Below are 13694 nucleotides of genomic sequence, written 5' to 3'. Positions count from 1 at the left end.
ATGGCGAGACGGGTTTCCCCGTGCGCCATTTCGATAAAATCGGCGCTTACGCCTTCCGAGCTCAACCCGTCGATGAGCAGCCGCCCAGTGTGTCCAGCGGCAAACCCGGTCGCCCGCACAGGCTCGCCCAGCGTGCGAATGACACGGGCGGCATTGACGCCTTTGCCGCCCGGCACCGTCAGGCCGCCCTCGATCCGGTGGACGGCATTCATACCGAAGCCTGCAACCGTGTAGATTTTATCCACAGCCGCGTTAAGCGTTACGGTGGTAATCACAAGGCATCACTCCTTTAAGAAATCAGCTTTAAGCCCAGGGCTGCGGCAAGAATCATAGCGATAAACAACACACGCAGTACGCTTTTTTGTTCACCGTACAAGAACATGCCTGTAATCGTGCTACCGACCGTTCCGATACCTGTCCATACGGCATAGGAAGTTCCCATAGGCAAACTTTTCATGGCATAGCTGAGTAGAGAGAAACTAAGGACAAAGGATAAGACCATAAGCACTAATGACTTCCATCCTTTGCCCACCGTAACTCCCTTCATACCGATAACTCCAAACACTTCCGAGCATCCCGCGATAACCAATGCAATCCAAGCCATTATGCGCCACTCCCTTCCTGAGCATCACGGTCGGTAACTAACTTCAGGCCGACCACGCCTGCCAACAAAAGGGCGATTAACAGCGTTTTGGACCATTGAAACGGTTCCCCGAATAGCAGCATTTCACCTACGACCGTTCCCCCTGTCCCCAGTCCGGTGAATACAGCATATACTGTGCCCACAGGCAAACGGTTCGCAGCCTTCATGATCAAATAAAAGCTGGCCACTACAGCCAGCACGGTTACAATCCATGCGAGTACAGAATCCGCATGCTTCAGACCCGAGACCCATACGACCTCAATAAGGCCACCAATAAAAACATAAATCCAGCTGCGATTCATGATGAGCGTTCCCCTTTAAATATAGATTAGTTGTAAATTAATCACTCGTTACGTTCTTGTTCCTTCACGCTTCATGAGGCGGGGTTAACGTAATTCCACGCCAAAAAATAGGCCACGCAGCGTTCAGTCTTCGGTGGTAGTTCAGGCTCCCACTGTACAGTAGCTCCACCATGATTCCGTCGAGCAGTGTTATGAAGGATAGAGCCACATCCACTGGCTCCATGTGACCGAAGGGTTCCCTATCTCGTGCATTCCGGAGGTGGCGAGTTAATTTTCGCTCCATATTTTCCAGAAAAGGATTAACAATATCCAGAACCTCGTTATACAAAGATACAGGAGGAAAGAAGGAAAAACGAAGCATAAACTTGGCTGTATTGTTGTTCTTATATTCCTGTCCCATCCAAAACAGGAAGTCATGCAGTGTATGCTCCAGCGACTGACCTCTGCGTTCCGAAAAGTATTCAAAAATACGTAAATTCTGCTCTTGAAAAGCGTACCTCGCCACCTGTAGAAACAGATCCTCCTTGCCTTGATAATGCGCATATATAGACGGTTTTCGAATTCCGACCTCAGCAGCAATACTACTCAAGGACGCTCCCTCATACCCATTGGCGGCAAATTGACAAAGAGCAGCCTTTCGGATATCCTTCATACCCAATATTAATCACCTACCTAACGTTCGTTAGTTTATTTTCTCATGAAAAAAAGTAAGTGTCAATCCGGCTTTATCCGGTTTTGTTTTGAGTTTTCCCCTGGATTCTTTTTTTCTTCATAAATCCAAACAAAAAAGTGGGAAGAATTAAGGTGCTCATGTACAATATAATGAAGAATACTGTCAAATGCAGTGCATTGGAAATGAGGCAAATTATGAGGCGAAGCTTACTGGCTGTGTTAATTGCAGCTATGGTTTTTGTGATATATTATTTTGGATTGTTTAATTCCATCGGCAGAAATGAAGGAACGGTCATCAGTATTTTCTCCACGCTGACGGTCATTTCCATCAGTCTGATTATTTTTTCGGAGAATCGCAATCCCTCCACTACGATGTCCTGGATTTTGCTTCTGGCCTTGCTGCCGGTGGTTGGACTTCCTCTTTATTTTTTATTCGGGCAAAATGTGTTCAAACGCCGCAAGTATGACAAAAAGGCATTGCGTGACCAGCAGGCTTACGAGCGTATCGAGAAGGATGCCATGCACGTCAAACGCGATCTGACCTGCTTTACAGATGAGCAGCAGCAGTTGATGCGTTTGGCACGCAGGCTGGCCCGTTCCCCGATTTATTTTGCGGCGGAAACCCAAATCTTGAACAACGGAGATGAGACCTTCTCCACGCTGCTGGCGGAACTGCGCAAGGCAGAGCATCATATCCACATGGAATACTACATTTTCCGGTCGGATGATATCGGCACAAGCATTCAGAAAATCTTGATCGAAAAGGCCAAAGCTGGCGTCAAGGTACGGTTTATGTACGATGCGGTGGGCAGCATTCAACTGTCGAAGGCTTTCTTGAAGGAAATGCGGGATGCGGGGGTAGAGGTCGTCGCTTATGGCGGTGCACGGATCTTGTTCTTTTCCAGCCGGGTAAACTACCGTAATCACCGTAAAATTGTGGTTATCGACGGCAATATTGGATTGATCGGCGGTCTGAATGTAGGGGATGAGTACCTCAGCCGTAACAAAGCCTACGGCTTTTGGCGTGACACGCACATGATTGTGAAGGGCGAGGCTGTGCGAACGCTGCAACTTATATTTTTGCAGGACTGGCTTCATATGACGGGTGAATCGGTGCTGAATAAGGAATATCTGTCCCCAAAAATCGAGCCAATTACGGACGGAGGCGTGCAGATTATTGCCAGCGGCCCAGATAATGAGCGGAGAGTGCTCAAAAATCTGTTCTTCTCCATGATCACATCCGCCCGCAGATCGGTATGGATTGCCACTCCTTATTTTATCCCGGATGAAGATATTTTGACCGCGCTGCGGATGGCGGCTCTGTCCGGTTTGGACGTGCGGATTCTGTTTCCTGCCAAACCGGACAAGTGGCTGCCGTTCCTCGCGTCCCATTCGTACTTCCAAACGTTGCTGGAGGTTGGGGTCAAGGTATATGAGTATGAAAAAGGCTTCCTTCACTCCAAGCTTCTCATTATTGACGGGGAGGTTGCGACCATCGGGACAGCTAATATGGACATGCGTAGCTTCCACCTGAATTTTGAAGTCAACGCTCTGTTGATTCGCACGCATAGTGTACAGCAGATGGTGGCGGATTATGAGCGGGATTTGCAGTCTGCCAGCCTGATCGTACGCGAGGAATTTATGAAAAAGCGTCTGTTCAAGCGTTTGATGGAATCCCTTGCCCGGCTGCTTTCACCGCTGCTGTAGGTTGAATGAGGAAAGTAAGCACGCTACAGTGCTCTCCTAATTTTAAAATGTGGTAAAGCCCAAGATGTCTTGTAGACGATATAGTATACCTTTCCAAAATGTAGATTTGTCCTCGTAAGCCTCCAGATCCAGACTGTATTCAGCTCCCCGGTTATTCCATAATGTATCAAAATAGGCCGCAATCTGTCGGGTCAGCTTGCTGTCCGCCGGAGCGGCCACCCACAATTCATTTTCCAGATTCAGGTCGTTCAAATTACGTGATGTCAAATTCGTAGACCCGCCCAAAATGATGTGATCTCCCTGTCCCTTGGCAATATAAATCAGCTTGGTATGATATTGCTCATGGGTCGTATTGTACCAGCGGATTTGGATTTTTTCACCCGATTTATCGGACAATTCTTTGGCGACCGGACGATTGGGAATGCCGATTTTCTCCTGTCCAAACGCGTTTTGATTCGGGTCCAGCAACAATTGGATGCTCACACCGCGTGCAGAGGCATCCAGCAGGCTGTTCAACACTTTACGGTCTGCCAAATAAAACATGCCCATATGAATGCTATCGCCTTTCTTTGTCTGCCCGATGGCATCCAGAACCGATGTGTATACCTTACCTTCGGTTAGATATTTGATCCGGTAGCTGTCTTTTCCCGATTGAGCAGAGGCTTCCGCTTGTGGCGTATAGGCAGGAAGCTGCCCTCCGCCGGAGAAGTCCAGCACTGCCTGCTCGGTTTGTAAAATGTCCCCGATGATGAGGCCCTTCACCTCCAGCGCCACATTGGAGTGATATGCACTCGCATCGTGAACATTCCCTGTGGAAATGAGCGCTGTTTGCTCGCTGGCAACCAATTTTCGATGATTGGCCTTGACGTTTAACAGCTTGAGATAAGAGCGTGCCGTAACGTCAGGTCCGTCACTGGCCATCAGGTTGGGAATCCAGCCTGTGCCCTGCTGTCCGAACCATTGGAAAAAGGTACGCCACACCGCAGAATAGCTTGGCGTAGAATCCCGCAGCGGGTCCACATCGGTCTGCACAACCTGAATCCCCGCTCGTTTCATATTCTCCAGCAAATGATTGGGGGATGAATTGTAATTGGTATTGACTTCATCTGTAATGAAAAAGATAGGCATATCAGGATTGGCCTTCTTTTTGGCAATAAGATGCTCGGTCATCTGTGCGCTGACTTGGGGGACGCGCTGGCCCTTATGTTTATAATCGTTGAACAGAAACAGGTCGATGACGATAAATTGTTTGGCTTTGTCAACGATCCCAAGCATACGGTTCAAAATTTGCCCTTCGTGCTGTGCGGTACTTCCATCCCCGGTAGGATAGGTCAAATCCGTCCAGAAGTTTACCTCGTTGATCGAATACTCCTGACTTTCATAAGAAACGAAGGGGGGCAGTGGCTTATGGGTCTGATAGATCATGATGGCAATCAGCCACAGGATGAGTAACAGGATAATGATTTTAATAGCGCGGCTTGTTCGCCTGGATTTCCTTTGGAATAGCTTTCTTTTAGATTTCTTTTGTTGGGAAACAGGGTTATATGCCAGCTCAGAATGCAGCGTATCATGCTTAGTCATATGGGGGTCAACTCCTCTATTGAACGCTGCATTCCACTTCATCGTACCGGAACATGCAGTTTTAGGATGGGATACTGTCTAGTTATTAACGCAAGTGTACAGGATTGAAGCGTAATGACTGGAAGGAAAGGTATGGATGGTTGGAATGGGCACCCATTATAGATTATGTGGAATCGGAATAGATCATACAGTATAGGTTCCCATCCCTTTCTCATTTATGGAGAGCATTTTCACAGAACAGGTGGGACATATCTAATCCTCTTATTATGAAGAGGGGATTTTTTTGTTGATTCAGGACATATGTCCTTTATGGTGAGACTAACCTATACTTTAATAAATAGAAAAGTCACTTAGATAGGGAGAATAACGATTCATGAGAGGAATTTTATTTGCTTTTTTGGGAGGCGCTTGTATTACGCTGCAAGGGGTGGCGAATACATGGATAAGTCAGGATATCGGTACATGGCAGGCGGCTACGGTTACTCAGTTAACGGGTGTTATTTTGGCGGCATTGATCTGGATGTTCACACGAGATGGAAATGTGGCGGAGATGAAGCAGGTAAAGCCTATGTATCTCTTGGGTGGCGCTTTTGCAGCTATCATCATATTCAGTGAAGTGACCGCTATTCAGCATATCGGAGTTACATTCACGATCTCGGCGCTGTTGATTGCCCAGTTGTGCCTGACCTTTCTGGTTGATATTAACGGATGGTTTGGTGTAGTGAAGCAAAAAATGAAGCTGCCGCAATTTATAGGCATTGGCATGATGATCGCGGGTGTGATCATTTTGAAGCTCTAAATAGAACTTCATTCGGAGAAGGAACCCAGAACGTAGAAAACGAAGGTGAGCCCAAGCATGAAAGAAATTCAGGATCAAGAGCAACTGAAGCATTTTTTACAACTGCATCAGCTAGAATCCATACTACATGAGCCGCTGCGGCCTTATTTGTCACTGCATCGTTTGGAGCAAGGGGAAAAGCTGTGCTCACAAGGGGATTCCATTGAACATCTGTACATATTGGTACAGGGCAAGGTCAAGATTTATACCAGTTCAACGGAAGGCAAAACACTGGTTCTCTGCTTCAAAACACCAATTGAGGTTATTGGGGATGTTGAATATATTCGCAGAAGCAACGTGATCAATACGGTGGAGGCTGTATCCCCTATATATGTAATCGGTATTCACCAGCAATGGATGAATAAATATGGCAGAGCCTACGCTCCAATGCTGCAATTTTTGCTGGATATCGTTACCCGGAAGTTTTGCATGGATTCTGACTTTTCCAGCTTTAACCTAATGTATCCTGTGGAAGTCAGACTGGCCAGTTACCTGCTATCCGTTTCCTTCGAGGAAGGGGATTCTTCTTCTTTTCATGAAGAACTGCGGGCATCCAGTCTCGTAGATGTGGCGAATTTGATCGGAACCAGCTACAGGCATCTCAACCGTGTGATTCGCAAGATGAGCGCAGATGGTTTGGTGGAACGAACAGGGGGCTATATTGTGATTCGTGACAGAGAAGGTTTGGGCCAACTGGCAGGCCATAATATTTATGAAGCATAATCATTCGTAAAGAATTAGCAGGGGAGAGCTGAATCATGCTATTAGGAATTGTACTGGCGGTTATCGCAGGAGCCTTTGTTAGCCTGCAAACGATATTCAATAATAAGGTGAACGAACGGACAGGTTCATGGGCCACAACCACACTTGTGCTGGGGACGGGGTTTCTGGCCTCCTTGCTCGGCAGTCTTATTTTTGCAGGAAAAAATACATTTACACTACAACATATGCAGCCGTGGTACTGGGTCAGTGGGATGATTGGTGTTGGCGTGGTATTCTGTCTGGTACAAGGAGTGAAGCTGCTTGGTCCGACTTATGCGATATCTATCGTATTAACGGCACAATTGGGCACTGCTTTGCTGTGGGATTCGTTAGGATGGCTGGGACTGGAAAAGATTCCGTTCACCTTTACCAAGCTGATCGGTGTGCTGGTCATTATCGGCGGCATTCTGATATTCAAGTTTGGCAACGGGCGTACGAAGGAGCAGCAAGAAAGCATTTCACATGTACCTGATTCGATGAAGGGATAAAGGACGTTATGATGATCCTTATCTTGACAGGGTAAGGGTCATGGATTCGATCCCCATCCGTCCTATTGAAAAAAAACCTTAATTGTTAAGGGTTTTTCGTTTGTTTAGGGATAAGTTAGAATGTGGCAAGGGGAGTAAAACAACTTTGTGGTCAGGAATTGTTTTTTCGGAGTGTTTGGAGCGTGCGAAATCATCTATTGTCGGAATTTACTAGTCAAAAATATACTCCTTTGAAGATAAGAAGAGCCGACCGCATTATGGTCGGCTCTTCTATATGTTCTCACTGGAACGGCTTTAATACCTTGATTTCATCTTCCGTTAAACCAGAGGCTTTAGCTATAACAGACAATTCAACACCAAGAGCAAGTAGCTTTCTTGCCACTTCTTTTTTGGCTTCTACTGTTGCTCTTCTTGCTGCGACTTCAGCCGCTTCATACATTGATGCTTCATCATGCAGATACTTCTGACGGTCTTCATACTGTCTCCGCGCTTCCAAGTCCTGACTCAAAAACTCCAACGTATCCATTGCTTTCTTTAATACAGGTTCATTCATTGTCAGCACCTCCCATTTGGATTGATCTGCGCCTTTCAGGAACAGCAGCCAATTCACAAGCCCGCCTTTCTCGATGGAGACGGCTTGTTCATCTAGCTTGGGCAGCTCCAGAAAGTGGATTTCAATATCGTCGATTAACGAAATTCCGGTACGATCTTCTCGCAGATGAAACACATTATGATATTGATTATTCCGTAGTAAGGCATAGTCCAGAATGTTAATGGTCACACACCGTTTCAACTGGCTATATGGCTGCCCTTCCTGTAATTGCCCAGAGTATTGTTTACTTCAATAAAAGAGGGTTCTTTTCTCGGTATCATATTTATTGAACAATTGCATCTCGACATTGATAATTTCTCCTTCTGTAGTTCTGGCTCGAATGTCAAGAATAGATTGCTTGTCACGTGGAGAGTCCTTGTCCGTATAGGGTTCAAAAGAATAATATCACTGAGCGGCGGCTTTCCGGCTTCCGCAAACGTGCGGTTCAGAAAGGCCAACAGGACATCATGGTTCTCTTCACTCCCAAAAATACGTTTAAATAAAAAATCATTCCGTGGATTAAGCAGCTTCATGAATGATCAACTACGTTTTCTTTATTATATCATTATCACTGTTTGTTGCGTAAGCCAAACGTAAACACTCCAACCATTCTTTACCTCCAGAAGAGAAAACATAAATAGATCAAAGTATCATTTGGTCGGGTTACGCATTTATTATTCAGATACTTATAATTTCACGCCTGTTGAATATCCATAATAAGTGTTTTAATTTATAGGATTAGAGACACGCTTGAGAAGAACATGCTGAATCTGAATCGGCCATTCCACTGGTAGTTTTTGCAGAAGAAATAGACGAGAAAATCGGGCAAAGGAAAGATTTGTTGGGTAGGACTTGCAACACTATGACTGGGCACCCGATAGATTCAGCTGTGCGAAACACCTTGCTCGAATTTGTAAGCCGATAACGATTGGGAACAGTGTATGGATTGGCGTAAATACCGTAATCACTCCAGGTGTGAGTATTGGAAATAACGTAGTTATTGGAGCGGGATCTATCGTTACCAAAGACATTCCTGATGATGTGGTTGCTGTAGGAAATCCATGCAATGTGTTAAGGCAAATTACAGTTATTACGCAGACATTGAGGACTAAGGTACAAATAAAATTCACCTGAATGGTTTATATAAGCAGAGGAAAGGCTCGCGATTTTGTGTATATATTTTTCCATCCATGCTACAATAAAAGTATCTAAATAATTGCCTGTAATAATACATAAATAGATCGGTTACCGTGTTCGGGAGCGGTCTTATTTGTGTTTTCGGACCAATGTAAATACATGAAGTGACCTGAATGAGGTGGGACATAGATGAGTAATGTGGAAAATAAATCTGAAACACCTGAGAGTTCCGACAAATCCGGCTCTTTGCTGCCTACTGCACGGACAGGTGAACGGAAAATAGAGCATGTCCGCCTTTGTTTGCAAGAGGACGTGGCAGGCCAAGGCATCACGAATGGACTGGAGCGCTATGCCTTTAAACACTGTGCACTGCCTGAGCTGCATTTTGATGAGGTAGGTTTGGACACTACTTTTCTGGGGCGCGCAGTGCGAACACCGCTGCTGATTAGCTCTATGACAGGCGGCAGCGCGGAGACGGGAGCGATTAATGAGCGCTTGGCAGAAACAGCGGAGAAACGCGGCTGGGCGCTGGGAGTAGGCTCGGTGCGAGCTGCGGTGGAAAAAGAAGAACTGGCTCCGACCTTTGCGGTTCGTCGTCTGGCACCAAGTATTCCGATCCTTGCCAACTTGGGAGCGGTACAGTTGAACTACGGATTTGGTGTGGACGACTGTCGCCGTGCGGTGGAGATTGCCGGAGCGGACATGCTGGTACTACATTTGAACGGATTGCAGGAGGTTTTCCAACCCGAAGGGAATCTGGATTTTAGCGGATTGCTTGGACGCATTGAAGAACTGTGCCGCCAGCTTTCAGTGCCCGTAGGAGTGAAGGAAGTAGGCTGGGGTATAGATGGTGAGACGGCTTCGAGATTGTACGATGCGGGGGCGGCTTTTATTGATGTCGCTGGCGCAGGCGGGACAAGCTGGAGTCAGGTGGAAAAATTCCGCAATCCCGATCCTGTACGCCGTGCGGCGGCGGAAGCGTTTGCGGATTGGGGAAACTCCACCGCAGATTGTATCGTAGAAGTCAGGGCGGCGCAGCCGAATGGCGCAGTGATCGGCAGTGGCGGACTGAGAGACGGTGTCGATGCAGCCAAGGCGCTTGCCTTGGGCGCTGATATGGCGGGTTTCGGACGGTCGCTGCTCGGATCGGCGGTCGCCTCCACAGAGGCACTGGAAGCGCGGCTGGAGCAGGTGGAGCTGGAACTGCGCACAGTCATGTTTGGCATCGGGGTAGATGGGATTGAAAGTCTTAAAGATACGACTCGATTAAGAAAGAAGGCGAACGGATGAGTGGATTCATCAGATTGGTTCCTATGAACGACGAGCAGTATGATCGTTTTGAGCAGCGCTCGCTTGTGGATTACGCAGAGGACAAAATTCAAGCAGGGACGTGGACGGTGGAGGAAGCACCGGAACGGGCTAGGGAAAGCTTTGGCAAATATTTGCCAAAGAGACTGGATACTCCCCATGCTCACCTTTATATGCTGATGTATTCGGATACGGATGTTGTGGAGAGCGAAGAGGAAGCGGGCTATATCTGGTTCAATATTACGGATAGCGCACAAGGAAAAGAAGCTTTTCTGCTGGATATTCTCGTCTACGATTCATATCAGGGGCGGGGGCTAGGTACGCTGGCGATGGGGGCTTTGGAACAGGAAGCTCGCAGGCTGGGAGCCGTTCGCATCGGTTTGCATGTATTTGGGCATAATGAGCGGGCTTTGCATGTGTACCGCAAGTCAGGCTATCGGGTTACGGATATTCAGATGAGCAAAGAGATTTAAATGAAGAAGTAGAGGATATAGCAAAATCCTGAAAGTCACAGTCGTATGCTTGCCGCATGTATAGGTTCTCATATATAATGTGGGTTGGTAAACTAACGGATGGCATAACGCACATTTTATATAAACGGGAGTTGTTCTGATTATGGCTTTAAAAGCGGGGATTGTGGGCTTGCCGAACGTGGGCAAATCAACACTGTTTAACGCAATAACGCAGGCGGGTGCGGAATCCGCAAACTATCCATTTTGTACGATTGATCCGAATGTAGGTGTTGTTGAAGTACCGGACGAGCGGCTGGATAAGCTGACTGAACTGGTTGTGCCGAACAAAACGGTGCCGACGGCTTTTGAATTTGTTGATATTGCAGGACTTGTACGCGGCGCGAGCAAGGGCGAGGGTTTGGGTAACAAGTTTCTGGCTCATATTCGTGAAGTGGATGCGATTGTGCATGTGGTACGTTGTTTTGAAGATGAGAACATCACCCATGTGGACGGAAAAATCGACCCGATCAGTGACATTCAGACCATTAATCTGGAACTGATTCTGGCGGATATCGAAAGCGTAGACAAGCGCATTGAGCGTTCCCGCAAAAACATGAAGGGTGGCAACAAGCAATACACCCAGGAAGTTGAAGTGCTGGAGCGGATCAAGGAATCACTGTATGCTGATATGCCTGCGCGCAGCGTGGAATTGTCGGATGAAGAACAGCTGATTGTACGTGATCTTCATTTGCTTACGATGAAGCCTGTACTGTACGCAGCTAATGTCAGCGAAGACGGTGTAACGGAAGCCGACAGCAATCCATATGTGCAAAAGGTACGTGATTTTGCTGTAGCGGAAAATGCAGAAGTGGTGCCTATTAGCGCCAAAGTAGAATCTGAAATTGCCGAGCTGGAGGGCGAAGACAAGGCGATGTTCCTGGAGGAGCTGGGACTGGCCGAATCCGGTCTGAATCGTCTGATCAAAGCCGCTTACCGCTTGCTGGGTCTGTATACGTATTTCACAGCAGGTGTGCAGGAAGTACGCGCATGGACCATTCACAAAGGAACTAAAGCACCGGGTGCTGCGGGTGTTATCCATACGGATTTTGAACGCGGATTTATTCGTGCCGAGGTTGTATCCTACAACGATTTGGTCGCTGCTGGCTCTATGAACGGGGCTAAGGAACGTGGCCAGCTTCGTTTGGAAGGTAAGGAATATGTGGTACAAGACGGAGACGTTATGCATTTCCGTTTTAATGTATAACATTAGGTTTGCAGTATAAAACATTGTTCTAAATAAAGTAGTCGCTGCCTGTGTTGGGTGGCGGCTTTTTTTATTGAAATTATGGTTGTTATTCAATTCATGAATTAGAAGTATTTTTAGTAGCTAATTCATCGATTAGTTGGTATAATAAAGAGCTGTAGCCAGTGAATTTGAATCTGGCTTCATATTAATTTAACTGAAGAGGTGAATCGCTTGTTGGACCGATTGCAATCATTGGCGGACCGCTACGATAAACTGAGCGAACTGCTCTGCGATCCGGATGTAGCGAACGATAGCAAGAAACTTAGAGATTATTCCAAAGAACAGTCTGATTTACAGCCTGCTTATGAAGCATATACCGAATATAAAACTGTCGTTGAAGAGCTGGACGCTGCTAAGGCCATGCAGGCGGAAAAGCTGGACGACGAGATGCGTGAAATGGTGAAAATGGAGATTGATGAGCTCAGTGCCCGCAAACGGGAGCTGGACGAGAAAATTCGCATTTTGCTGCTGCCGAAGGACCCGAATGATGATAAGAATGTGATTATCGAGATTCGTGGCGCAGCGGGTGGTGACGAAGCGGCATTGTTCGCGGCGGATCTGTACCGGATGTACACTCGTTATGCCGATACCCAAGGCTGGCGTGTAGAGCTGATGGACGCGAACATGAATGACCTTGGAGGCTTTAAAGAGGTTATTTTCATGATTAACGGACGCGGCGCATACAGCAAAATGAAATTCGAAAGCGGAGCACACCGCGTACAGCGGATTCCTACGACGGAATCCGGCGGACGTATTCATACATCTACATCTACGGTATCCGTTATGCCCGAGGCCGAAGAAGTGGATGTTGAAATTTCCGACAAGGATATCCGCGTTGATACGTTCTGCTCCAGCGGTGCTGGCGGTCAGTCCGTTAATACGACCAAGTCGGCGGTACGTGTAACGCATATGCCAACAGGCATTATGGCAACCTGTCAGGACGGCAAATCCCAAAACTCCAACAAGGAGAAGGCACTCCAGGTTTTGCGTGCCCGTATTTCGGATATGCTTCGTCAGGAAGAGGAAGCCAAATATGCAGGCGAGCGCAAGAGCAAGGTAGGTACCGGGGATCGCAGTGAGCGCATTCGTACCTACAACTTCCCGCAAAGCCGTGTAACAGATCATCGCATCGGGCTGACCATGCACAAGCTGGATCAGGTGATGAACGGGGAGATCGAAGAAATCGTATCGGCGCTCACGATTGCAGAGCAGGCTGATTTGATGGAACAAGAGGTTTAAGTTTTGGGACACGAACGCGATCTTGTGTATCGGATGTCGCCGGAACGGAGCATGAGTATCAGAGAAGCCTTAGTTGAGGCTTCTTCTTTTTTAGGGAGCTGCGGCGTGCTGGAGCCCCAGCATAACGCCCGCCTGCTGCTGGAGCATGTGCTCGGGCTGGAAGGCACGGCGTTCTACGCTGCGCTGGGCGATCCGTTCCCAGCCTCGGGCAAAGAGGCGTGGGAAGCGGTTATAGCCCGCAAAGCAGCGGGTGAGCCAGCGCAGTATATTATCGGACGGCAGGAGTTTTATGGCCGTCCGTTCGCGGTTTCGCCTTCGGTGCTGATTCCGCGCCCTGAGACAGAGCTGCTCGTCGAGGCCATACTTCAGCACGGCGACCGGCTGTGGCCGGACGGCGCTCCGCAGGCGCTCGATATCGGCGCGGGCAGCGGGGCGATTGCCGTCACGCTGGCGGCTGAGCGGCCCTGCTGGCGCGTGGCGGCGGGGGATATTTCCGCCGCAGCGCTGGAGATGGCGGCGCATAACGCCGCTGCCAACGGCGCAGCCGTGGAGCTGCGCGAAGGCGACCTGCTGACGCCGTTCGCGGGAAAGGCGGTGGACATCCTGGTGTCCAATCCGCCGTATATCCCGGCCGCCGACATCGCAGGCTTGCAGCCGGAGGTGCGCG

Annotated in this window: 14 protein-coding genes and 2 pseudogenes; 10 read left to right on the top strand and 6 right to left on the bottom strand. The window is 48.1% G+C overall.

Features of this window, described 5'->3' with window-relative positions:
• From L696_RS0109240 to L696_RS0109225, 4 genes are all read right to left on the bottom strand, one after another.
• Positions 1-275, bottom strand: a 275-nt coding sequence (locus L696_RS0109240; protein WP_025683395.1) for a PfkB family carbohydrate kinase, incomplete at its 3' end; no start/stop codon positions are given.
• A gap of 14 nt (positions 276-289) precedes the next feature.
• Positions 290-604, bottom strand: a complete 315-nt coding sequence (locus tag L696_RS0109235; protein WP_025683394.1) for a DMT family transporter — start codon at positions 602-604, stop codon at positions 290-292.
• A complete protein-coding gene (locus L696_RS0109230; protein ID WP_025683393.1) occupies positions 604-945 on the bottom strand; it encodes a DMT family transporter in 342 nt (113 codons plus the stop codon). Before L696_RS0109230 ends, L696_RS0109235 begins: the two co-directional genes overlap by 1 nt.
• Before the next feature lie 64 nt (positions 946-1009).
• Positions 1010-1603 (bottom strand): TetR family transcriptional regulator, encoded by a 594-nt coding sequence (locus L696_RS0109225; protein ID WP_025683392.1) that lies wholly within the window; start codon positions 1601-1603, stop codon positions 1010-1012.
• Between the two features lie 209 nt (positions 1604-1812).
• On the opposite strand from L696_RS0109225, the gene cls reads away from it, so the two are divergent.
• The gene (gene cls / locus L696_RS0109220; protein WP_025683391.1) at positions 1813-3324 is read left to right on the top strand and encodes a cardiolipin synthase; all 1512 of its coding nucleotides are present in this window, start codon (positions 1813-1815) and stop codon (positions 3322-3324) included.
• Positions 3325-3366: 42 nt separating this feature from the next.
• Here cls and L696_RS0109215 read toward each other — a convergent pair whose 3' ends face one another.
• Positions 3367-4905 (bottom strand): phospholipase D family protein, encoded by a 1539-nt coding sequence (locus L696_RS0109215; RefSeq protein WP_025683390.1) that lies wholly within the window; start codon positions 4903-4905, stop codon positions 3367-3369.
• 373 nt (positions 4906-5278) lie between these two features.
• Between L696_RS0109215 and L696_RS0109210 the strand changes: the two genes are divergently transcribed.
• Genes L696_RS0109210 through L696_RS0109200 form a run of 3 tightly spaced genes read left to right on the top strand, consistent with a single transcriptional unit; the run spans position 5279 to position 6993 of the window.
• Positions 5279-5704, top strand: coding sequence for a DMT family transporter (locus tag L696_RS0109210; RefSeq protein WP_025683389.1), 426 nt, complete (start codon positions 5279-5281; stop codon positions 5702-5704).
• A 57-nt stretch (positions 5705-5761) separates the two neighbouring features.
• A complete protein-coding gene (locus tag L696_RS0109205; RefSeq protein ID WP_025683388.1) occupies positions 5762-6466 on the top strand; it encodes a Crp/Fnr family transcriptional regulator in 705 nt (234 codons plus the stop codon).
• Between the two features lie 35 nt (positions 6467-6501).
• Positions 6502-6993 carry a DMT family transporter gene (locus L696_RS0109200; RefSeq protein WP_025683387.1) on the top strand — a complete coding sequence of 164 codons (492 nt, stop codon included), beginning with the start codon at positions 6502-6504 and terminating at the stop codon, positions 6991-6993.
• Positions 6994-7273: 280 nt separating this feature from the next.
• On the opposite strand, the pseudogene L696_RS0109195 reads toward L696_RS0109200, so the two are convergent.
• Positions 7274-8118: pseudogene (locus tag L696_RS0109195) on the bottom strand (Rpn family recombination-promoting nuclease/putative transposase).
• Positions 8119-8453: 335 nt separating this feature from the next.
• Here L696_RS0109195 and L696_RS29380 point away from each other — a divergent pair.
• The 6 genes and pseudogenes from L696_RS29380 to L696_RS0109170 form a co-directional block, all read left to right on the top strand.
• Positions 8454-8719, top strand: a pseudogene (locus tag L696_RS29380) (DapH/DapD/GlmU-related protein); the annotation flags it as partial.
• 192 nt (positions 8720-8911) lie between these two features.
• Positions 8912-10012 carry a type 2 isopentenyl-diphosphate Delta-isomerase gene (gene fni / locus L696_RS0109190; RefSeq protein WP_025683386.1) on the top strand — a complete coding sequence of 367 codons (1101 nt, stop codon included), beginning with the start codon at positions 8912-8914 and terminating at the stop codon, positions 10010-10012.
• Positions 10009-10503 carry a GNAT family N-acetyltransferase gene (locus L696_RS0109185; RefSeq protein ID WP_025683385.1) on the top strand — a complete coding sequence of 165 codons (495 nt, stop codon included), beginning with the start codon at positions 10009-10011 and terminating at the stop codon, positions 10501-10503. Before fni ends, L696_RS0109185 begins: the two co-directional genes overlap by 4 nt.
• Before the next feature lie 142 nt (positions 10504-10645).
• Positions 10646-11746: a redox-regulated ATPase YchF gene (gene ychF / locus L696_RS0109180; protein WP_025683384.1), complete on the top strand. Its 1101-nt coding sequence runs from the start codon at positions 10646-10648 to the stop codon at positions 11744-11746.
• Between the two features lie 213 nt (positions 11747-11959).
• Positions 11960-13027, top strand: coding sequence for a peptide chain release factor 1 (prfA, locus tag L696_RS0109175; protein ID WP_025683383.1), 1068 nt, complete (start codon positions 11960-11962; stop codon positions 13025-13027).
• 3 nt (positions 13028-13030) lie between these two features.
• The coding region (locus L696_RS0109170; protein WP_025683382.1) for a N5-glutamine methyltransferase family protein at positions 13031-13694 on the top strand (664 nt) is incomplete at its 3' end.

Source organism: Paenibacillus maysiensis, assembly GCF_000520815.1.
In the GTDB taxonomy this organism is placed as follows: Bacteria; Bacillota; Bacilli; order Paenibacillales; family Paenibacillaceae; genus Paenibacillus; species Paenibacillus maysiensis.
Note: the sequence above shows the minus strand (reverse complement) of the source record. Positions and strands in the feature narration are given on the sequence as shown.